The sequence below is a fragment of the Bacillus cereus group sp. BceL291 genome (assembly GCF_051776705.1).
GTDB lineage: Bacteria > Bacillota > Bacilli > Bacillales > Bacillaceae_G > Bacillus_A > Bacillus_A cereus.
Genome location: NZ_JBPWAP010000009.1, coordinates 64752 through 84419 on the forward strand (window position 1 = coordinate 64752; position 19668 = coordinate 84419).

Sequence of the window (19668 nt, forward strand, 5' to 3'; positions counted from 1 at the left end):
TACCACATTCATTACTTTCTATATTATTCATACACTTATGGTTTATGAGTTGCTTTCTACTAGTTATAAATCACTATATAATAGATACTTATAGATTGAAGATTTTTAGGGGGACAAGTCAAGTTGTGCGTTTTTGAAGCAGAATAAACTCTTTATGTTTTTAAACTGAGAATTTATATCGTATCAAGGAATAATTTCAAAAATGGTACCTTTGTTAAAATCAGTTACTTTCATAGAACTGTAAACTCCTAAATATAATTTAGTTTGATCCGAATTTGTTCCTAAACTCATATAATAAGCTGGTTGCGTACCAAAATCATAATTGGTTTCAATAGCATAAAAGTCAGCATGTTTACCGTCTGTACCTGCTCTAGTATAGGCTAAAACACCCTTAATTGGAGACTGAGATTCTCCTTTCTTGGCAAGGTCAGTAAAAACAACGCTACCTGTTAAATTTGGAATTGCATTTCCCATATATGGCTGAACTCCTGTAAGTGAAGTTCCTCCAAACTTATCTGTTCTAGAATCTTTATGAAAATAACTAAGTAGAGGCAGAATACGCTTCACTGAAGTTTGTATTGTTTCATCATAATAAACCATTGTTCTCTCATCCAAAGTCTGATTCTCAGAACAATGTCGTATAAAAGAAGTAGGTAAATCCCCTTCCCATCCTCGCCACCCAAAATTGATAAACCCATCTTGTTTGGGAGTTAACCTCATAAAATGCATTTGAACAAGTTTTGTAACCGGTATAGGTTTATATTGAACAAATGAAAAAATAGACTCTACAATATCTTGTCCGACATTTCCGGCGTATTTGATATATTGATTATAAAACCTTTGAAATGAAATGCCGGTTATATTACGTACTCCTTTTGCAATTACTGTAAGTGTTTCTTGTATAGATAAAGGAAGTTCATTAAAGCGTGTAACTACAGGAGGGTTATTTATAAATGTATTTTTACTTACATCGATTTCAATTATTTTTCCTGCTATTTCTAAATCATCTTGGCTTAAATTAAATGGATCATAACCTGATCCGCCATCTCCATTTGTAAAAACAAGTTTTCCAGTCTCAGGTGAAAAGTTTAAACTATTGACTCCGTTATGATTAAAAAATGGTCTTCTTACATTCAGTAATGTTCGTCGTTTTTGAGCTTGACCATTAGATTGTAAAGTCCATTCTTCCACTGTATCAATGTGATCATATTGCGTATTTCTATTAAACCACTTTAAATTTAACGTTTTAGGGTCACAAGGATTCGGTTTAAATTGCTCAGAAAATGCACCTGGCCCTTGAGTTCCAGCTACTGAATAATGAAGATAAAATAACCCATTTTGATAAAATTGTGGATGGAACGCAAGTCCAAGCAATCCGCGTTCATCATAACCGCTACTAGAAACACCTTCTTCAAATGTACCTAATTTAATAATTAGGTGACGAATATCTAAAAATGTCTTTATAACTCCGTCCCCTATGTAAAAAATCTCCCCTAATTGAGTTGCGATAAATAGTCTTTCGGTCGATTCACCTGGAAGTATCGTTGTTTTCAATACAGTTGGTAAATTTACGTTATGAACAATGGGTCGTAAACTAACTTTAACTTTTGTCAATTAACTGTACACCCCTTTTTCTTCTTTTTTATAGAAGAATATGATTAGAGTAGTTCTGTTAGTATCAAATAAGTCGCATTCCTTTTTATTACAATTTTGTATATAATATGATTATAAATAATCTGGGGGACGAACTATGATAATCGTACTACAAATCATCTTACCACTAATTTTCACAGTCTATTTATTTACCCTCTATCGTAAAGGGACGTATGGATCAGCTTCATTTCTTTTAGCAGTCATGATAGGAATTTTCGGTTTAGAGAATATTTTTCAGCATGCTAGTCTAACAGATCATGCTATTTATCCATATTGGGGCAGTTTGAAGGCTGTTGTTATCGTTTTATCAGTCGTATTTCTATTTAAAAAAGGTGGTTTAACAGGAAAATATTGATTTTTAATGCGTTACATATTTTCTTGTTAAATTGCTTTTATTTTATAAAAGAAGAAATATTTATGTAAAAACACGAAGGGATGTGTTACATATGTCTATAAATATTATTTCAATAGTATCTATCATAATATGGATTGTGTTAATTACAGAACTTATAAAACCTTCAAAAGAACAGAATGGACGAAAAATAGTAACTTTAGTAACTGCTGGTTCCGCATCAACACTTATTTTGACGGTTTCATTTATTCAAAATGTCCCGTTTTGGAATTGATAGTGATATAACTAACAAAAATATGTATAAATAAAAAGATTAGGATTTACTCCTAATCTTTTTATTTTTTGAGGTAACACCATATGCCCAGCAAGCTAAGGTCTTGAAATAGCCCCTAAACAAAATTTGAAATTTTTCTAAAGTTATTTATGTGAATTTAACTCGTTTTCAGGAACATATATGGTCCTTTTATAATTTGAAGTTCTTTTTAAGCTTCTTATATTTTCTATACGAACGCCTAACAATGTTTAACATAAAATACGGTATTTTAACCGGGAAAGGCAATTTATATATGAAAGGAAAATAAAAGGTGAAATATGCCTTTTCTAGATCTCTCCACTTACTATCTTCTTTTGTTTTTAAGAAATCAGATACATCGACTACATATCCCCTTCCTTTTTCCATCATCACATTTTTCCCGTGAACATCACAAGGAGTTAACCCTTGTTCCCTCGCATACTCTAAAGCCTCATTAATATCAAGTATTACTTGCTTAGGAATTTTAATACCCTTATGAATAGCATCGTATAAGGTAATTTCTTTTAAACGTTTCAATACTATGAAATTTTCCCCTTTATATATAAGCTTTGAATAAGAAGGATGACCTCCAATTCTTCGGTATACTTCTGACTCTTTTTCAATTCCTTCTCCTTCTCGCACGTAAACTTTCACTACCCAATCTTTGTATTCTTTGTGCATGAATACTGCGGCATAATTACCTGTTCCTAAACACTTCCAAAGTCTAGGAATATCTTTAACTACTACAGGCTCGAATTCATCCTCACTTCTTATACTTACCTCTTTTAATAATTCGTCATTTATCAATCCCACAAAACTATTTATACCCATCATTCCCACTCCGGTTTTGCTAAAAGGGGGCCCACCCACATTTTAACGAAAATATACACTAAGCGAATTTTAGCATAAAACGAGTCATCTTTCTTCCTAAAATAAAAAGCTGGCTCGTTTTATTTGAACTGTTGAATACTTAATATTTATTTCGTTATTCATAGCCAAAAACCGTACGATATAAAAATATTTCTAACTATTTTCATTTTTTCAGAGGCAACTGTATAGGGCTTTTCTTAGTGCAAGTTCTCTTCGTTCATTACCCATGCCAAATCTATAAAATATTGTTTAGAAGTGTAGCAAGGGTTTGTTAATGGTTCAATTCTTCTTCCACAACTATTTTTGTTAGCAAAAACTTTTATTGTTTTAATAGTCTTTTGTTTAATTCCCACAATGCTGTTTTGTTGCTATCCCATTTCAAAAGCGTTACTGCTTCCTCAAAGCATAACCATTTATAATTAAAGTGTTCTTTAGATAATGATATGTTTTTTGTAGGGACTTTAACTCCAAATTATTACATAAACCTCTTCTCCCCAAAGGAATCCTCTAACTACATCCTCTACTGGTAGTGAAGACACAGAATCTAATTGTATATATGGACATTCTCTTGTAATACCAGCCTCTTCAAACGCTTCCCGTTTTGCTGATTCAATAGGAATCTCACCGACTTCTCCGCCACCAGCTATTCCTTGCCAATAACTATAATCACTTTGGTTGAAAATAGCATATTGAATGGAATCAGTAGTTTTTATATAAGGAAATATCAATACTTGATATGGCGCTCTCATTGCTTAAGCTCCTCTCAAAAATAAGTTTTAAATAAATATAAATAAAGAGCCGACATCACAATTCTACATTATTAATGCAGGTTTATAATGTCGGCCTTCTATTTTTAAAGAATTTTATTTTTCATAAACAGGCTTACTCTTAACAGAGGGAAAACTGCTTATTCCTTGTCGAATTTGTTTAGCATGGTTCTTCCTAAATGTTAGCAGTACCCTATATTATTCAATTGCGCCAGCAACATCATAATCATTTAAATCTAACTCAATTGGTTGTCCCAGCGCTAATTTAGCAAGTTCCGCTCCTAAGTATGGACCAGCTGTTAAACCCGAAGCTCCTAATCCATTCGCAACGAGAATTCCTTCAAAGTTAGGTAGTGGTCCGATAACAGGTAAGAATCCTGGTGTGAATGGTCTGAATCCAACTCTCGTTTCAAGCATTGTAGCATTTTCTAAGCCAGGTGCAACTGCTAATGCCTTATGGAATACTTCATGTAAACCACCTGCTGTTACACGATGATCGAAACCAGTATCATTCTCATGTGTTGCACCAATTACGACATGCCCATTGTCAAACGTTAAAATATATTGATCGTTCGGTGGCATAACAACTGGCATATTTTCTGTTGCTGTATTCTCGATTTGCAGATGAACAATTTGTCCTTTTTGGAATGTAACTAAGAAATTAATTCCTAATGGATTCAAGATTTCATTCGCCCATGCGCCTGCAGTTACAATAACCTTTTCCGCTAAGATTGTTTCATCGTTTACTGTAACTCCCGTAACATGATTTCCTTCACGGACTAATATGGCATCGCCTTTTATGAAAGTTGCACCATGTTTTTTCGCAGCACTTATTAATGCATTACGTAATAATCTTCCATTTACTCGTGCAGCACCACTAATATGAACAGAACTATATTCGTCTGATAATGCTGGGAATAATTTTTTTGTTTCTTCAGCTGATAAGCGAGTGATTTCACCAATCTCTGGGGCATCTTCACGTCGTTTATAAGCTCGCTCTTCCATTTGATCTAACTTTTTCTCGTCAGTATGTAAACTAATTGCACCTACACGATTATATCCTGTGTCAGTTTCACCGTCTTCTTCTAATTGCTGAATTAACGAAGAATAGTAACGTGCACCGCCTTTAACAATTTTATACCATGCTTTATTACGACGCTGCGATAGCCATGGACATACAATACCTGCTCCTGCATCAGTTGCTTGTCCTAATTGTTGGCGATCCACGATAGTAACATTCGCACCTGCCTTAGCAAGATGATAAGCAGTAGACGCTCCTAAAATTCCAGATCCAACTACAATATACGATTTCATTTCAAACACCTTTTCTTTTTTGCTAATTATATAAATATAAGAACATTCCTTAGTATAATGGAAGAAATGCTTTTTTCAATGTACTCATCACAATTAATTGTTGCAGCATTGTGACTTTCTTAATCATTATTTTTTCTTCTTACGGAATAATTCAATTGTTTTATAGCCTTGTGAAAGGATCTCTATCATTTTCTCTAGACGTTTTTCACGTGTTTTTTCTTGTTTTACAGAAAAAAGATTACGTGCCCAATCTTTCTGATATCCAGGCGTTAAACTTTGATAAAACTTAAGTTCATTCGGATGATTAGCTAATAATGCTTCAACATCTTTAATTCGATCTGCATAATCGGCAACACATTGACTCATAGCAGATGTTTTCGTTGTTTTTTTCTTCTCGCGTTTTAAACCTACAACAGTAAAGACTTCATCCATACTTACCATTCGTGCAAATTTAATGTCGCTTTCTCCCACATAACCATCTTCTCCAACGTTTAATGCCGGAAACATCTCATCACGGTGAATAAACGTACTATAACGAGCATTACCTTTTTTCGGATATGCGAAGAATACGTAACCCTTTTCAATTAGTAATTCTTCATTACTAATAATAAAATTCGTTTGTTTCACCATTTCATCAAGCGTTTCTACAAATATAAAGATAGCATCGTGTTCTTTTGAGAATGCAGTTTCTTTACCTGTAAAAATGTCATAATCACTTGGTTCGTTAATAACGACCATATTTGTATACTTATTAAGTTTCAATTTATCAATAACTGACATAATAATCTTCCTTTACATTCAAAATTCATTGTACATACTTTTTCGTACTGTTCTAGTGTATTATATGTATTAAGAAAATCAAACTTTAAATCGTATTATTCTGCTGCAAAAGAACATAATTCTTTACTAGATGGGGTGGTTTTATGCCATATGTAATTCGAGATGAAGGGCTAGTTTTACAAGGGGATGATGGAAAAGAACCAATTTTTCATACATATGAAGAAGCTGAGAAAACATTAAAAACACTAACTATACCGCAGTTTCCGAAACATATTAGAAAAAAACCATTTACACCAAAAATAATAAAGATAGCCGCTTCTGAATAAGAACCGGCTATCTTTATTATTCATAACTTAATAGCAAATAAAGTATATAAAAACTCTTTATATTGATCTTCTGTAATTTCATGCTTAGTTTTTTTCCCACGAATAGCTTCAGTTAAACTTGTATTCGTTAATGAAATATGACCGGAGTTCGTCAACTTTACTGCAATTGGTCCTTTATTAAAAATAGACTTCTCATCTTCTATCACTCTTCTTTGAACATCGTTTACTATTATCTCATCAATATTATGTTTATAAAAAGCATGACAAACTTTCCATTCTCCATCAGTATCTATTCTTTCTAAAACATAATTTCCCTTACTCGTATCTTTTCGTCTCACCCGGTACGAACCATTTTTTGAAGAAACAGACTTACCAGTAAAAGGTACAGGAACAAGAGGTACTAACGAAGCTATACCTACATCAATTAAATACTGTACATTATCATAAGTTAAAATAATTGTTATATGGCCATCCTCAAGTGCCCATGCATTTATATCGTTTTTATAAACCGTACCTAATGCCAGTTGTACATCATAGCCACAGTCTCTTAAGAAATAGTAAAAAAGAGTATTTAATTCGTAGCAAAGTCCACCACGGGAACTAGTTAAAATTTTCTCTCGTAAGTTTTCCAGAGAGATTTGATTCGTATTTCGTGCTATAACATCTAAATTCTCAAATGGTATAGTGTGTGCAAATGAAAAGAGTATAGTAGGTAATTCTTCAAACGTTACTTCATTACGTTTTTTAAGATTTAATCTTGTGAAAAGCTGATTTTGTAAACTTGTCATAATTAGCACCCCTTAAAAATTTATAAGTTTAAATAATATATGCTGATTGTAAATTTTAAGGGGCACTGTAACAATGTACATTTCATTTAACTGTACCGGTACAAAAATTACGATTCACGAGGTAAATTAATAGAAAGCGTCATTACAAATGTCTTTTCTGTAATTACTTCTTTTTGAGGCAAATCAAAAGCTACGAATATAAATTTAATAGTTTATCTATAGGCAAATTATTACTATCACTTAAATCAACAAAATAGTGAAGTTGCCACGTTTGGCTCCTTTTAGCTTGATTGCTAACAGTGGTATCCCAAACAGGATAAATTCTCATTGCCATTTTCCCTGTTTGACTTTGTGTTCTCAATATTTTTTCTTTAAGAAGAACCTCTTTAGGAAAAATAAATTGTCCTAGTTTATTATCAGCAATACAAGTGATTACTAATAAATCAGGAGCAGCTTCATAAGAGAAAGCTCTATTTCGCATATTTTCATCTTTCTCCCAAAAAGAAACAAATTGACCAATTTTATTAGGAGTAACTTTTGATTTTCTAAAACGAATGGTTTTGTTATTTAAGTGGAATAAACATCCTGCATATTCTGCGTTTTGCTTTTCTTCTTTTAGATTCGTAATCATTAAATTGTTAGGTTTGTAAACTATATTGTTTAAATCTCGGATCGTATCATTAAAATTGTTCAAGAAAACGCCCCCTTTATTCATCTCTTAGTTTACCACAAACATCAGTTCTTCTATATCGTATATAATCATGAACTAAGTGAAATGGGGGAATTTAGCAGGATATAATTATTACTTTAATGTACTTAGTTTTTCAATTGCTTGTTGTTCAGTTGCTAAGTAAAAAATATCTTTTCCTTTATTACATTCATAAATAAAATCCTTTAAGCTTTTACTAGTATACATAGAGAAATCTCCAACAATAGCAATCTTTACCTTGTAGTTTATAAACTTTTGAAGGATATCGCCCGCAAGCCGTGTTTTTAGATCAAAGAAATCTTCACTTATTAAAGATTTATGGATAATAATATGTTTCGCATCTACCTCATATTGAACTGTTGCCATAGTATCTAATGCAGACTGAACATCCGATATTAATACCTTATCGTTCCTAATGACCGCAATATTGATTCCATCGATTACTACTTTCTTTATTTCCATAGTCCCACCCCTTTATAATTTATACAGTATGAGTAAAATTGTTTTACAAAACTTCGTATTAATCATAGATTAAATTAGCCTCAGCTATTAAAATAGCCTCTATTTTTTGTTGTAAATACATATTTTTTATTACTAATACGGTCAATGAAATTAATGATAGTTTCTCTTTTTTTATATTTTTGAATATATATATGGAATTACTTTTACTTGTTATAAAAATATTGTGGAGTAACATAACTTAACAAACTATCCAAAGTGTTAATCTCGGCATATGGTTGTATTTTGGTAGTATTCTTGATTTTCTGAGGGTTAAACCACACACCTTTTATATTTGCATTTTGAGGACCAGCAATATCCTTTTCTAAGTCATCCCCAACAAATAAAGTATTTTCCGGTTGTAAATTTAGCTTATCTAATGCTAGTTCGAATATACGTTTATCAGGTTTACTAAATCCCACTTCTTCAGAAATAATGATTGTTTCAAAATACCTATTTAAATTCGTGTTAAATATTTTAGCTTTTTGCCTCTGAGTTGAGCCATTTGTTATAATTCCAACTTTAAAGCGCTTCTTTATTTGATTTAAGAAATGAATAGTATTTTGGTCTATTGAAAAACATCTAGGGAAATTATTATTCCAAAAATCTTGGATGTAATTGCGTGGCAATCTATACCTTGGCGTGAATTCATCAAACAATGATTCTAAAACTGTCGTTTTATTACTTATGCCATATTCTCTTTTATCGTATTCTTTGAATTTCTGTAACATGTTGCTTTTAGCCGCACCATCTACATTTTCATAACACTTTTCTAAAACAATTAAAAATAATGCCTCTACTGCTTTATCCCTATCAAGTAATGTATCATCTAAATCAAACAGCATCGCTTTATAACCCATCAAATAATTTCACAACCTTTCTCGCATGATTTAAATAATCCTTAGTTCACACCTTAATCGTTTACTAAATTAGCAAAAAACTCTAAAGTTTGTGAAGTACACTCTATAATTTCGCTAGCTTTTTTTATATTGAAATTCATTTCCGTTTCCCCTTCTAGTAAGTAGCGAAAGTATATGTTCACACAGTTTAAGAAATCACATGCAGTTCCTAATATTATACATTGGTTTTTTAGAAATATAAATCGTTCAGCTTTTCATACGATAAGTTTTTTCAAGCATACAATTATTTTTTCATAAAAAGGAATATGGCTAATCATATTTTTTTGGAGAATACACATTCTTGAAAATGAAGCTAATACGTTAAACGTCCTATGAAGTTCCTATTGTATCTCCACATAAACTCCAGATAGTACGGCTATAATGACTACCAGAGGTGATATTATGAAAAACTATCATATTCTCGTGGTAGAGGACGATCAAGAAATTCAGGAATTAATTAAACAATTTTTAATGACGCAGCATTATACAGTGATAGTCGCTTCAGATGGACTAGAGGGTATGACACAATTTAATAAGCAATCATTTGATTTAATTCTTCTAGATGTCATGATGCCCAATCTTAATGGGTTTGAAGTTTCTAAAATGATTCGAAGTCAGTCAAACGTACCAATTATTATGCTAACTGCGTTGGAAGAAGAGGAAGATCAAATGAAAGGATTCGACCTTGGGATCGATGATTATATAACAAAGCCCTTTTCATTTCATGTTTTGATTAGACGAGTCGAAGCTGTACTTAGAAGAAGTTATGATAAAAATGTAAATAATCATTTGATATTTAAAGAAGTGCGTATTGATGTGGATGCATATAGAGTATATGTAAATGACGTTGAAATTATATTAACGACAAAAGAGTTTGAAATTCTACAACTACTATTTCAAAATGAGAGAAAAGTACTCACAAGAGAAAATATCGTAGAGAAAGTCTGGGGTTACGATTATTTTGGAGAAACACGAATAATTGATACACATATTAAAAACCTACGCAAAAAATTAGCTATCCCTTATATTAAAACAATAAAGGGTATTGGTTATAAAATTGATGAATAGTATTGTGAAACTCATGAAAATGAAGCAAATTACTTATAAACTCTTTATGACTACATCTCTCATTTTATTATCCTTTGCAGTATTGATTTATTTAACTTTATACTTCTTTCTCCCTACGTTTTATGAGCAATATAAAACAGATCAACTTCAAACAGGGATAAACGAAATCATTGATAAGTCTAAAAATCTTACGTTTCAAGATGCGATACCACTTTTTGATGAATACGCAAAAAAAAATAATGCGATGCTTTATCTTCAAAATAAAGAAGGAGTAATTATTTACTCTCCTTCATTTTCTTTTATTCAAAGTGGTACGCAAAAAACAGTAGTTACTAAAGCAACACGATTCGAGAATGCAAGTACCCTCAGCAATTCATATAATGTTACGAAACCAATTCAATTTCAAGATGGTAGTTTAACGCTTATAGTGTTTGCTACATTTCAACCGATTGATGAAGCTTCACAGGTTTTAGTACGCTTTCTCCCCTATATTAGTATCATTGTGCTCGTTATTGGTATAGGAAGTGCTTATTTTTATTCCAGGTTTATTACAAAGCCACTTATTTATATTAATGAAGGTGCACAAAAGATGGCAAATTTAGATTTCTCCGAAAAAATTGAGGTTCGCTCTACAGATGAGTTAGGAGAATTATCTAATAGTTTGAATGACATGTCTATTAACTTGCAACAAGCTATGTTTGATTTAAAAAAAGCAAATGAACAATTAAAAAATGATATTGAAAAAGAAAGAGAAATAGAAACAAAACGCAGAGAGTTTTTTGCGATTGTAGCACATGAATTAAAGTCCCCTCTTACTGTAATGAAAGGATACTTAGAAGGAATGATATACAATATTGGCCCTTATCAAAATCGCGATCAATATTTAAAGAAAAATCATCAAATTATTGAAAGTATGGAACAATTAGTTCGTGAAATTTTAAGCGTATCGAAATTAGAACAACACACCTTCAAACTAAAAGTAGAGAAAGTTAATCTTTCAAAATTAATAGGTACAATTACAAAAGATCTCGAATTTTTTGCTTCTCAAAAAAACATCGAAATAATAAAAGAAATTGATTTTGACCTTTCTATTTATACAGATTGTGCTCTTTTAGAAAAAGCATGTAAAAATATTATACACAATGCGGTTATGTATTCACCACATAATGAAAAAGTCTATATAAAGTTAAATGAGGATTCGAAACAAGGTCAAATCAAAATGCAAATTATAAATACAGGTGTCAATATTAAAGATGAAGATTTACAACAAATTTTCAAACCATTTTATCGAATTGAAAAATCAAGAAATCGAAATACTGGAGGAAATGGTTTGGGGCTATATATTGTTAAACAAATTCTTGAAACACTAGATATAAAGTATTCAATGAAAAATATGGAACATAGTGTGCAATTTTGCATGAGTATTCCATTATCTAAACATAAAAACAAACAAACTCTCCTTTAAATAGGACGAGTTTGTTTGTTTTTGTAGTAAGTATAAACTTATTAACAGGTTTTTCATTTGATGATATGTATGTTCTTAGAGCTGCTTTTGATAAGCAATCTATGCAAGATCTTCTTGGGAATTTAATAGTTGTTCGCCAATCTACCCTGCATTTACTTAGAAGCTTAGATAAAGAAGCTTGGTCACAAAGAGGAAATGCGAATAATTCTGAAGTTACAGTTCGTGCATTAGCATACATTATTGCTGGTCATGAGCTTCATCATCTTCAAATTATAAAAGAACGTTACCTTGGTCCTGATCTATATCCAGCAACTTAATATTTGAAGAAAATGAGTCCTATTTATGTAGTGCTCTATTAGCGCTTAGAACCATGGCAATTAAATGCATTTATTTATAAAATTCACCACATAATATTTATGCTATCCCTTCTTATTCTGTACATAATTTTCTTTAGGCTGATATACTATAAACGCAATAGTTCTGGAAAGGTGATGATAGTATGTATGAACAACAAAATAATAGAGATAGAGATCAAAAAATGATGTTTTCTATGCAAGGAGTTCCCACAAATAAAATTAACATGCATCAATTACCTAAATGGATTAGAATTTTTGGCTATTGTGCGTTTGGTTGGATAATAGTATTTAGTTTAATTATGATTGTAGGTTTAATTCTGCAATAACTATACAGAGTAGGTAAACGGGACGATATTTAGGTCATACATCTAGGTAATGTCCCGTTTTTTATGTGTGATTATCCCATGATATAGGTAACCAATTATAATAAAAAGAACCTGTAGAATATCCTACAAGTTCTTTTTATTATATTATTAAAACGGGAACAACAAACTATTTTAACATTCAGTACAGGGAGACCATTTTGATTATGGCTTGATTTTATTATAAATCAAATATAAGCTTTTGAAAGGTCTAGATTTTGAAAATTATGTGAATTAAAAAGCTACGATGTTTATATTAGATTTCATTTACGACCAACTTCTTCTTACTTAAATACACTGCACGATCTGATTTTTTAGCAACCTCCTGTGAGTGCGTCACAACAATAATGCATTTATTCTCTTTATGTGCAAGTTCTTGAAATAGTTCTATTATATCCATTGCAGTTTCCTCGTCGAGGTTTCCTGTCGGCTCATCTGCAATCAGTAAATCAACATTACAAGATAGTGCTCGAGCAATTGCTACACGCTGTTGTTGTCCACCGCTTAGTTGCAGGACGTTTCGTTTCGCTTCAACTTCTGTGAGTCCTACCCTTTCTAACAATTCTAATGCTCTTGCTGTTTTATTTTGCACTTTAACACCCGTAATTTCCATTGCTGTTAAGACATTTTGAAGAGCTGTCATATAGGTTATCAAATTATAAGATTGGAAAATTACAGATACATTTTGATTACGGTATCGATCCAAACCAATTTTTCTAATATCTTTGCCATTATACAGTACATAACCATTTTTAGGGACGTCCAGTCCACAACCTAAGCTCAGAGTTGTGGTTTTACCAGATCCAGATGGTCCTAAAATCGTGTAGAAATGTCCTTTTTGAAAAGAAAAGTTAACATTATCTAGTATCGCTACATTTTTCCCATTACTTTCATAATAATAATCCAAATTTTTAAACTGTAAAATCGTCTCCATATTAAGCCTCCTCATTCATCTTTTAAAAGAATTTGTTTTGGGTTTAAACGTAGAATAGATAATGCTGGAAGAAGCGTTGCTATTATAGCAATAGCTAGTCCAATTCCACCCATTTTCCCTACATCTTCTCCTGTTACACTTACATCAATTTTATCAATTGGATCTTCTTTTTGATTTTGTAGAGTACCACCAGATCCAGCCATCATTACAGTACCATGTTGCGAAGTATCTGTTTCTTCGCTTGCAGTAGCAATTTCATTCGAAAGTAAATTATCTCCGATATATTGAGAAACTTTAGCTCCTGTTGTTATGGATAATCCAAATGCTAAAATAGCGACACACACTACTTCTACTACGAATTGCGCTATCAATTTCCACTTTTTCTCTCCAATAGACAATAGAATTCCCATTTCTTTACGACGTCCTTTAATTGATAGCATAATGATTAATCCTAAAATAATTGCACCTGCAATCGATACAATATAAATAATCATTTGAGAAGTCGAAGAGATATTTTCGATAGGACCAATCATTTGCTTGTACAATGAATCATGCGCATCTAATTTATAATAATTAAAATCAATGTTAGATTTTTTTGCTTCTTTTTTAAATGCATCAATATATTGTGGATCATTCAAGAAATACACGACTTGACCACTACTTATACCTTGGTCTACTTCTAATTTTTTCATAGTTGAATGCGGCATATATAGTTTATTAGCTGGATCCATAATAGGAGGAGCCTGTTGACCCATTGCTTGCTCATTTGTTTCGTAAATGCCGATAATTTCAACCTCAAGAGTTTCCTTCTTATCCCCTGATTGTACTTTAACTTTGTCTCCTACTTTCAAATTGTTTAATTCCGCTAATCGTTTTTCCATTAAAGCTACATTCTGATCTTTCATTTGCTCTGTTATTGGTTTTCCATCAATGATTTTACTTTTTCCGTTTTTAAAGCTTTCTTGTAATGCAGTCTTGCGAACTCCCTCAATCATAAAAGAAGCATTCATATCTATTTCTGTACCAGAACTTGAACCGCCTCGCGCAGCCGTCATTCCCACTTTACCTTTTCCTTCTTCTTCTCCTTCTGAAGCTCCTACTAGTTTAAGCCCATCAGAAATACCGAAAGTGTTAGCTATGTAATTATAATCTTTTACATACTTGGACTTCGCTAATTGATTTGTTTCTTTTGCATCGAGCTGCGGCGGATTTGGCATTTCTCCAGTTTCCTTAGCTTTTTGACCTATTTTGTCGAAATCAAGACCTAAAGTAACATCTGCACCAAGTTTTTTTCTTGCAGCATCCGCTGCTTTTTTTGATGCATTTTGGATTGTGTAACCTGAAAGAACCAAATTTGTAACAATCAGAAAAACTGCCATCAAAATTAATGATGTTCCTATCCTTTTTTTCATACTGAGAATTGCTCGTTTCATAAAATTCATTTTTCTTACCTCCTTGATAACTTGTATTCTATATAGGTTATCTAGAGTTTATATGGAGCTAATCGGTAGTTTAACTAGAGATATAAGGAGTTTATGTGTAGTTATTCATTTACCTGTTCAAGAAAAACTAGAACACAAATTCAAAAATGCAGTCGTTTTTGAATATTGGTAAGGAGTTAGTCAATTTAAGAGACTTATAGAAAAAGAGGTTAAGCTTAATTTAATGTATATAATATAAAAAATATATTTATTGTATAATTTCTATACAATAAATATAGAGAAGCTATTTGTGAATATCTAGATGGGAATTGTTAAGTTCCTCATAGAAATTACATCTTTTAATAAGAAAAGAAACAAGTTAACATTCTTCTTAAATTTTAATATAAATTATTTATAGTTTTATTTTATTGCACGATTTATAATATAATATACAAATTTATCACCTATTTTTATAATTCAAGCACCTACTATTAGGAAAAGAGAATATTTCCTAATTAATTTAAAACATAAATTTTGTCTATGTTTTAAACAATATGTATTTTGGAGGAGGTTAATTTGATTTTTTCAAAACTCATTGATCGGTACGCCTTATATGATTTACACAAAAAAAGAAGTGTAGCATTTCAGTTTACTTCCCTTTCTAACACTTCATTAAATATAAAGAACATAGAATCTTTTTATAAAGTAAAACCATCACATTTTCATTTTGACATTAAGCATTCAAAGCAGGAAAATGAATACATGGTTGGGCAATTCAACTATAAAAGTTCGGTTCAATCCGGTGATTCACGCAACGACTCTGTAACTGGGGAATTATTCTTACATGAAAATGAAAATGCACCTCATGTTATCTTTGTTCACGGTTGGAGAATGGATTCTAACGAACGTGTGAAAAAAATATTCCACGATCATATGACCAGCCTGAAGTGGAATATGTATTATTTCACTCTACCCTATCATTTTGAAAGAAAACCCGATCAATCCTTATTCAGTGGAGAGTATATGGTAAGTGCAAATATTGAACGAACATTACAAGCAACTAGACAAGCGGTAGCTGATTTACGAGCTTTGATTAAATGGATTAAAGCAAATAAAAAGGGGACCCTGATTCTAATAGGAATTAGTTTAGGCGGATTTATTACTAACTTAACCTCTCTTGTTGAAGAAGAAATTGATGTGTTAGCATCCATTTTCTATGCAAATCGACTTTCTTATTCTATTTGGAATACAACTCCAGGTAAATTTATTAGAGAAGACTTGGAACATCATGGTGTTACGTATGATGATTTAATAGATTATTGGAAAATCACTGAACCGAGTCAAGCATTGCCAAAAGTAAAAAAAGAAAATATTTTATTAATTTCAGGTAAGCATGATCTATATGTGCATTCTGAGGATACAGACTACTTGTGGGAATCTTGGGAAAGACCTACACGATATATTTATAAATGTGGGCATGCCGGAATCGTTCTTAAACGTAAAAAAATTGCAACTGATACTATTGATTTTATTCAAAATCGATTGAACTCCTCACACTTATCCAATGTCATGCCTTAAATTGTGAGATTACTAAGTACAAAATCTTATACTTATATTGTTATATTTTTTACTAGTCACCTTTGTAAATCTTAGCCCCAAGCCTTACACGATTGAAAATGAAATAAAATAAATAACTAAGGAACTAATTTACCATATGGAAAAACATTGCTCAGCATTTTCACCAGTGGTCCCTGTATATGCAATATTACATACAAAAATCTTTATGTATTACGTTATTAATTTAAAAATAAATTATTCATCCATAAATCTATACCATCCGTATTTACAGTTATGGATACCCTAATTACATATGAAAAAGAGAGAAGAACATTGGTTAGTTCTTCTCTCTTTGTTTATTTTTAAGATAACTATCTATAAAATTTTGCTTTTCATAATTCTTCATGAGTCTAGAAAAGAATCTAATCCTTTTCTAGACTCAAAAAGAAATTTTTCTAATGTACATAATTACAACGACATTAAACCACTTTGCTCTTAAATCCACTACTTGTATTATTGATTGCATGAAACTCCTTCTTGAGAAAGGTTTTAGTTTCCGAATATTCTGTCGACCGTTATAACATATCCAATTTACAATTTAATTGTGGTGTTCTTTCACAATTAAACTACTTAGAATACACTTCATTTATTTGAAAACAATTACAAATAGAGGTGCTAAAATGAAAACTAGAGTAAATCCAGAATTATTACAAGGGTTAGAGATGTTTCCGGATCTCGATTTACGCCCAGAAAATTTGCAATCAATCAGAGAAGGAATAGCTCAAATGAGACCACCTACCGTTGGTGATGACTCTCTTTCTTTAACAGATAAAGTCATTGTTGGGCCTGATGATAATCCGTTACCATTACGAATTTATCGTCCAAAATCAAATCATGAATCTTTACCTGTCTTATTATGGATACATGGTGGAGGTTATATCTTAGGGTCTATAGATGATAACGATGATACTTGTATGAGGTTTGCAAAAGAAGCTAGCTGTGTGGTCGTGTCTGTAGACTACCGCTTAGCACCTGAACACCCTTACCCAGCACCAATTGAGGATTGTTATTCAGCTTTAAAATGGATTGCTGATAATGCAAATTCATTAAACATTGATTCGAATCGAATTGGGGTTGCAGGAGTAAGCGCTGGCGGTGGACTAACAGCAGCATTATCATTATTAGCACGAGATCGAAAATATCCTTCAATTTGTTTACAAATGCCACTATATCCAATGATTGATGACAGAAATGATACACCTTCAGCGAATGAAATTAAAGAGGGATTTGTTTGGAACCAAAAGGCAAATGAGGCTGGCTGGAAAATGTATTTAGGAGAAATGTATGGAACGGATCAAATCCCTGCCTATGCAGCACCTTCTCGAGCTGAGGATTATAGTGACTTACCGTATACTTACACATTTGTTGGTCAATTAGATCCATTCCGCAGCGAAACATTAACCTATGTAAGCAAACTAGCACAAGCTGGTGTTGATGTGGAGTTTCATTTATATCCAAATGCCTATCACTGGTTTGAAGGGTTAAATCCAAATGCCGATGTATCTATTTATGCTGTGAACGAAATAGTACAAGCAATAAAGACTGGTTTCAAACGAGTATCCAAGGTTGAGGCTTAATCCCATTACAAGAGAAACACTTATAAATAGTATATATGTATTTATCATTTAAATATAATAGCCGATTCTAAATAAGAATCGGCTATTAATATGTAAAATCCGCCTAATATATCAAGGTTGAGAAACAGATATAAGATGTTTAGGCGATGTGTTTATTTCCTCTGCTAATGCTTTTATGTTCATCATGATTTGAAGTATTTCTTCTTTTGTTGTTCTTGGGTTGATAGAGCAAAGTCGAATTACTACTTTTTCTTTTAATTTAGTCGTACTTAGCATAGCAAATCCTCTTTGATTAATTTCTTCCACCAATTTTTTGTTTATTTCATGAATTGTATCTGTAGATGTTAGCTCACATGGAATATAACGAAAAGTAACAATTCCTAATTGGGCAGGTGTTACTACTTCCCAATCTTTTTCTTTCCTTAAAAACTCTTCAACTTGTTCAGCTAGCATAATGCCATGATCAATTGCCTCACGAAAAGCTGTAACTCCGAATGCTTTAAAAGAAAGCCATACCTTTAATGCTCTAAATCTACGAGAAAGTTCAATTCCACGCTCCCCAAAATTCACTTTTTCTTCTATATTAGTTTCTGTATCCTTAATATACTCTGGGATCATACGGAATGTTTCACTTAAATATTGGCTATTTCGAATAAGTACACAACCAACATCATAAGGCTGAAAAAGCCATTTATGCGGGTCTAACGTTAAAGAATCGGCACGATGAATTCCACTTAATAACTCCCTCCCTTTTTCACTGAGAATTGCTGCAGCCCCATAAGCCCCATCCACGTGTAGCCATATATCTTCATCACCACATACATCAGCCAATTCATCGAGGGAGTCCACCGCTCCGCAATTCGTTGTCCCTGCATTAGCAATAACACAGAATGGTTTTTTCCCTTTTAATCGATCTTCTTTTATTTGTTTTCTTAAAGTACTAACTGAAATTTTTAAGTCTTCATCTGTCTCAATTCGGCAAATTTGATGCTGTTTAAAACCTAATACTTTAAGTGCTCGATCTACAGAAAAATGAGTTTGGTTAGAAAAATAAACAATCGCATTTTCTATGTCATTATTCAGCTTGACCTGTCTCGCTACAGTAAGTGCAGTCAAATTAGCCATGGAACCACCACTGACAAATAGTCCTTCAGCTGAATCAGGGAATCCTAGCATTGATTTTAACCAGTTAATTGTCGTTAATTCAATTTGTTCGGCACCTGCACCTACTATCCAAGCTGTAGGAAATACATTAAACCCACTTGCTAAAAAATCTGCTAATACACCAACATAATTATTAGGACCTGGCACAAAAGCCATAAAATGAGGATGATCCACATGAGTAATTTGATTAAACACATTGTTATTAAGAAAATGAAGTAATTCTTTTGGATTAGATCCGTTTTCCGGAATCGTTTCAATTAGCTTGTCTCTAAAAATATTACTATCAATCGTTTCTGAAACTGGTTTACTTTTTAAATGATTCATATGATCAACAATCAAGTCAACCGCTTGATATCCTAACTGACGCATTTCTTCGGCTGATAACTGTAATTTTTTTGTCATTTGATTTACTCCTATTCTATTTAAAAAGGCGAGTTCTTGCTCGCCTTTTCATTT

General features: G+C 32.1%; 19 protein-coding genes and 2 pseudogenes. 9 read left to right on the forward strand and 12 right to left on the reverse strand.

Annotated elements, in window-relative coordinates; genetic code table 11:
- Window positions 1-183: 183 nt before the first annotated feature.
- Window positions 184-1614, reverse strand: coding sequence for a PQQ-dependent sugar dehydrogenase (locus ACS2CR_RS09190; protein ID WP_053513122.1), 1431 nt, complete (start codon window positions 1612-1614; stop codon window positions 184-186).
- Window positions 1615-1750: 136 nt separating this feature from the next.
- On the opposite strand from ACS2CR_RS09190, the gene ACS2CR_RS09195 reads away from it, so the two are divergent.
- Entirely contained in the window at window positions 1751-2008 is a 258-nt protein-coding gene (locus tag ACS2CR_RS09195) for a hypothetical protein (RefSeq protein ID WP_000587709.1), read from the forward strand.
- A gap of 91 nt (window positions 2009-2099) precedes the next feature.
- Window positions 2100-2279: a hypothetical protein gene (locus ACS2CR_RS09200; RefSeq protein WP_000026326.1), complete on the forward strand. Its 180-nt coding sequence runs from the start codon at window positions 2100-2102 to the stop codon at window positions 2277-2279.
- A gap of 189 nt (window positions 2280-2468) precedes the next feature.
- Here ACS2CR_RS09200 and ACS2CR_RS09205 read toward each other — a convergent pair whose 3' ends face one another.
- The 4 genes and pseudogenes from ACS2CR_RS09205 to ACS2CR_RS09220 all read right to left on the reverse strand — a co-directional run bounded on the left by ACS2CR_RS09205 (window position 2469) and on the right by ACS2CR_RS09220 (window position 6028).
- Complete coding sequence (locus ACS2CR_RS09205) at window positions 2469-3128, reverse strand: serine/threonine protein kinase (RefSeq protein WP_153602615.1); 660 nt, start codon at window positions 3126-3128, stop codon at window positions 2469-2471.
- A gap of 358 nt (window positions 3129-3486) precedes the next feature.
- A pseudogene (locus tag ACS2CR_RS09210) lies at window positions 3487-3916 on the reverse strand (NUDIX hydrolase).
- A gap of 216 nt (window positions 3917-4132) precedes the next feature.
- Entirely contained in the window at window positions 4133-5248 is a 1116-nt protein-coding gene (locus ACS2CR_RS09215) for an NAD(P)/FAD-dependent oxidoreductase (protein WP_000844386.1), read from the reverse strand.
- A gap of 126 nt (window positions 5249-5374) precedes the next feature.
- Window positions 5375-6028, reverse strand: coding sequence for a YdeI/OmpD-associated family protein (locus tag ACS2CR_RS09220; RefSeq protein WP_000110844.1), 654 nt, complete (start codon window positions 6026-6028; stop codon window positions 5375-5377).
- Between the two features lie 143 nt (window positions 6029-6171).
- Between ACS2CR_RS09220 and ACS2CR_RS09225 the strand changes: the two genes are divergently transcribed.
- Window positions 6172-6354: a hypothetical protein gene (locus ACS2CR_RS09225; RefSeq protein ID WP_016110104.1), complete on the forward strand. Its 183-nt coding sequence runs from the start codon at window positions 6172-6174 to the stop codon at window positions 6352-6354.
- Between the two features lie 20 nt (window positions 6355-6374).
- Here the strand turns inward: ACS2CR_RS09225 and ACS2CR_RS09230 are convergent, their stop codons facing one another.
- The 4 genes from ACS2CR_RS09230 to ACS2CR_RS09245 form a co-directional block, all read right to left on the reverse strand.
- Entirely contained in the window at window positions 6375-7142 is a 768-nt protein-coding gene (locus tag ACS2CR_RS09230) for an arylamine N-acetyltransferase family protein (protein WP_016110105.1), read from the reverse strand.
- Window positions 7143-7332: 190 nt separating this feature from the next.
- Window positions 7333-7836, reverse strand: coding sequence for a MepB family protein (locus tag ACS2CR_RS09235; protein WP_001058768.1), 504 nt, complete (start codon window positions 7834-7836; stop codon window positions 7333-7335).
- Window positions 7837-7944: 108 nt separating this feature from the next.
- Entirely contained in the window at window positions 7945-8313 is a 369-nt protein-coding gene (locus tag ACS2CR_RS09240; protein ID WP_000403462.1) for a DUF4180 domain-containing protein, read from the reverse strand.
- Between the two features lie 203 nt (window positions 8314-8516).
- Window positions 8517-9209, reverse strand: a complete 693-nt coding sequence (locus ACS2CR_RS09245) for an HAD-IA family hydrolase (protein ID WP_000540717.1) — start codon at window positions 9207-9209, stop codon at window positions 8517-8519.
- 441 nt (window positions 9210-9650) lie between these two features.
- Here ACS2CR_RS09245 and ACS2CR_RS09250 point away from each other — a divergent pair, with 441 nt between their 5' ends.
- From ACS2CR_RS09250 to ACS2CR_RS09265, 4 genes and pseudogenes are all read left to right on the forward strand, one after another.
- Window positions 9651-10316: a response regulator transcription factor gene (locus tag ACS2CR_RS09250; protein WP_000800726.1), complete on the forward strand. Its 666-nt coding sequence runs from the start codon at window positions 9651-9653 to the stop codon at window positions 10314-10316.
- The gene (locus tag ACS2CR_RS09255) at window positions 10309-11781 is read left to right on the forward strand and encodes a sensor histidine kinase (RefSeq protein ID WP_001084896.1); all 1473 of its coding nucleotides are present in this window, start codon (window positions 10309-10311) and stop codon (window positions 11779-11781) included. Before ACS2CR_RS09250 ends, ACS2CR_RS09255 begins: the two co-directional genes overlap by 8 nt.
- A gap of 41 nt (window positions 11782-11822) precedes the next feature.
- Window positions 11823-12098, forward strand: a pseudogene (locus ACS2CR_RS09260) (DinB family protein); the annotation flags it as partial.
- Between the two features lie 182 nt (window positions 12099-12280).
- Complete coding sequence (locus tag ACS2CR_RS09265) at window positions 12281-12463, forward strand: hypothetical protein (RefSeq protein WP_000273232.1); 183 nt, start codon at window positions 12281-12283, stop codon at window positions 12461-12463.
- A gap of 292 nt (window positions 12464-12755) precedes the next feature.
- On the opposite strand, the gene ACS2CR_RS09270 is transcribed toward ACS2CR_RS09265, so the two are convergent.
- Both ACS2CR_RS09270 and ACS2CR_RS09275 read right to left on the reverse strand, forming a co-directional pair.
- Window positions 12756-13433 carry an ABC transporter ATP-binding protein gene (locus ACS2CR_RS09270; protein ID WP_000447855.1) on the reverse strand — a complete coding sequence of 226 codons (678 nt, stop codon included), beginning with the start codon at window positions 13431-13433 and terminating at the stop codon, window positions 12756-12758.
- 11 nt (window positions 13434-13444) lie between these two features.
- Complete coding sequence (locus tag ACS2CR_RS09275; protein WP_001010232.1) at window positions 13445-14875, reverse strand: ABC transporter permease; 1431 nt, start codon at window positions 14873-14875, stop codon at window positions 13445-13447.
- Window positions 14876-15430: 555 nt separating this feature from the next.
- On the opposite strand from ACS2CR_RS09275, the gene ACS2CR_RS09280 reads away from it, so the two are divergent.
- Together ACS2CR_RS09280 and ACS2CR_RS09285 are read left to right on the forward strand one after the other, a co-directional pair.
- The gene (locus ACS2CR_RS09280) at window positions 15431-16432 is read left to right on the forward strand and encodes an alpha/beta hydrolase (RefSeq protein ID WP_000577705.1); all 1002 of its coding nucleotides are present in this window, start codon (window positions 15431-15433) and stop codon (window positions 16430-16432) included.
- Between the two features lie 659 nt (window positions 16433-17091).
- Window positions 17092-18048, forward strand: coding sequence for an alpha/beta hydrolase (locus tag ACS2CR_RS09285; protein WP_016110109.1), 957 nt, complete (start codon window positions 17092-17094; stop codon window positions 18046-18048).
- Between the two features lie 111 nt (window positions 18049-18159).
- Here ACS2CR_RS09285 and ACS2CR_RS09290 read toward each other — a convergent pair whose 3' ends face one another.
- A complete protein-coding gene (locus ACS2CR_RS09290) occupies window positions 18160-19614 on the reverse strand; it encodes a pyridoxal phosphate-dependent decarboxylase family protein (RefSeq protein ID WP_000162820.1) in 1455 nt (484 codons plus the stop codon).
- Window positions 19615-19668: the final 54 nt, after the last annotated feature.

What these genes read in the sequence shown, in the direction of transcription:
- ACS2CR_RS09290 (WP_000162820.1), bottom strand. Translation starts at nt 19,614, where the DNA reads ATGACAAAAAAATTACAGTTATCAGCCGAAGAAATGCGTCAGTTAGGA.
- ACS2CR_RS09265 (WP_000273232.1), top strand. Translation starts at nt 12,281, where the DNA reads ATGTATGAACAACAAAATAATAGAGATAGAGATCAAAAAATGATGTTT.
- ACS2CR_RS09200 (WP_000026326.1), top strand. Translation starts at nt 2,100, where the DNA reads ATGTCTATAAATATTATTTCAATAGTATCTATCATAATATGGATTGTG.
- ACS2CR_RS09220 (WP_000110844.1), bottom strand. Translation starts at nt 6,028, where the DNA reads ATGTCAGTTATTGATAAATTGAAACTTAATAAGTATACAAATATGGTC.
- ACS2CR_RS09275 (WP_001010232.1), bottom strand. Translation starts at nt 14,875, where the DNA reads ATGAATTTTATGAAACGAGCAATTCTCAGTATGAAAAAAAGGATAGGA.
- ACS2CR_RS09245 (WP_000540717.1), bottom strand. Translation starts at nt 9,209, where the DNA reads ATGGGTTATAAAGCGATGCTGTTTGATTTAGATGATACATTACTTGAT.
- ACS2CR_RS09285 (WP_016110109.1), top strand. Translation starts at nt 17,092, where the DNA reads ATGAAAACTAGAGTAAATCCAGAATTATTACAAGGGTTAGAGATGTTT.
- ACS2CR_RS09230 (WP_016110105.1), bottom strand. Translation starts at nt 7,142, where the DNA reads ATGACAAGTTTACAAAATCAGCTTTTCACAAGATTAAATCTTAAAAAA.
- ACS2CR_RS09270 (WP_000447855.1), bottom strand. Translation starts at nt 13,433, where the DNA reads ATGGAGACGATTTTACAGTTTAAAAATTTGGATTATTATTATGAAAGT.
- ACS2CR_RS09205 (WP_153602615.1), bottom strand. Translation starts at nt 3,128, where the DNA reads ATGGGTATAAATAGTTTTGTGGGATTGATAAATGACGAATTATTAAAA.
- ACS2CR_RS09255 (WP_001084896.1), top strand. Translation starts at nt 10,309, where the DNA reads ATGAATAGTATTGTGAAACTCATGAAAATGAAGCAAATTACTTATAAA.
- ACS2CR_RS09225 (WP_016110104.1), top strand. Translation starts at nt 6,172, where the DNA reads ATGCCATATGTAATTCGAGATGAAGGGCTAGTTTTACAAGGGGATGAT.
- ACS2CR_RS09195 (WP_000587709.1), top strand. Translation starts at nt 1,751, where the DNA reads ATGATAATCGTACTACAAATCATCTTACCACTAATTTTCACAGTCTAT.
- ACS2CR_RS09250 (WP_000800726.1), top strand. Translation starts at nt 9,651, where the DNA reads ATGAAAAACTATCATATTCTCGTGGTAGAGGACGATCAAGAAATTCAG.
- ACS2CR_RS09240 (WP_000403462.1), bottom strand. Translation starts at nt 8,313, where the DNA reads ATGGAAATAAAGAAAGTAGTAATCGATGGAATCAATATTGCGGTCATT.
- ACS2CR_RS09215 (WP_000844386.1), bottom strand. Translation starts at nt 5,248, where the DNA reads ATGAAATCGTATATTGTAGTTGGATCTGGAATTTTAGGAGCGTCTACT.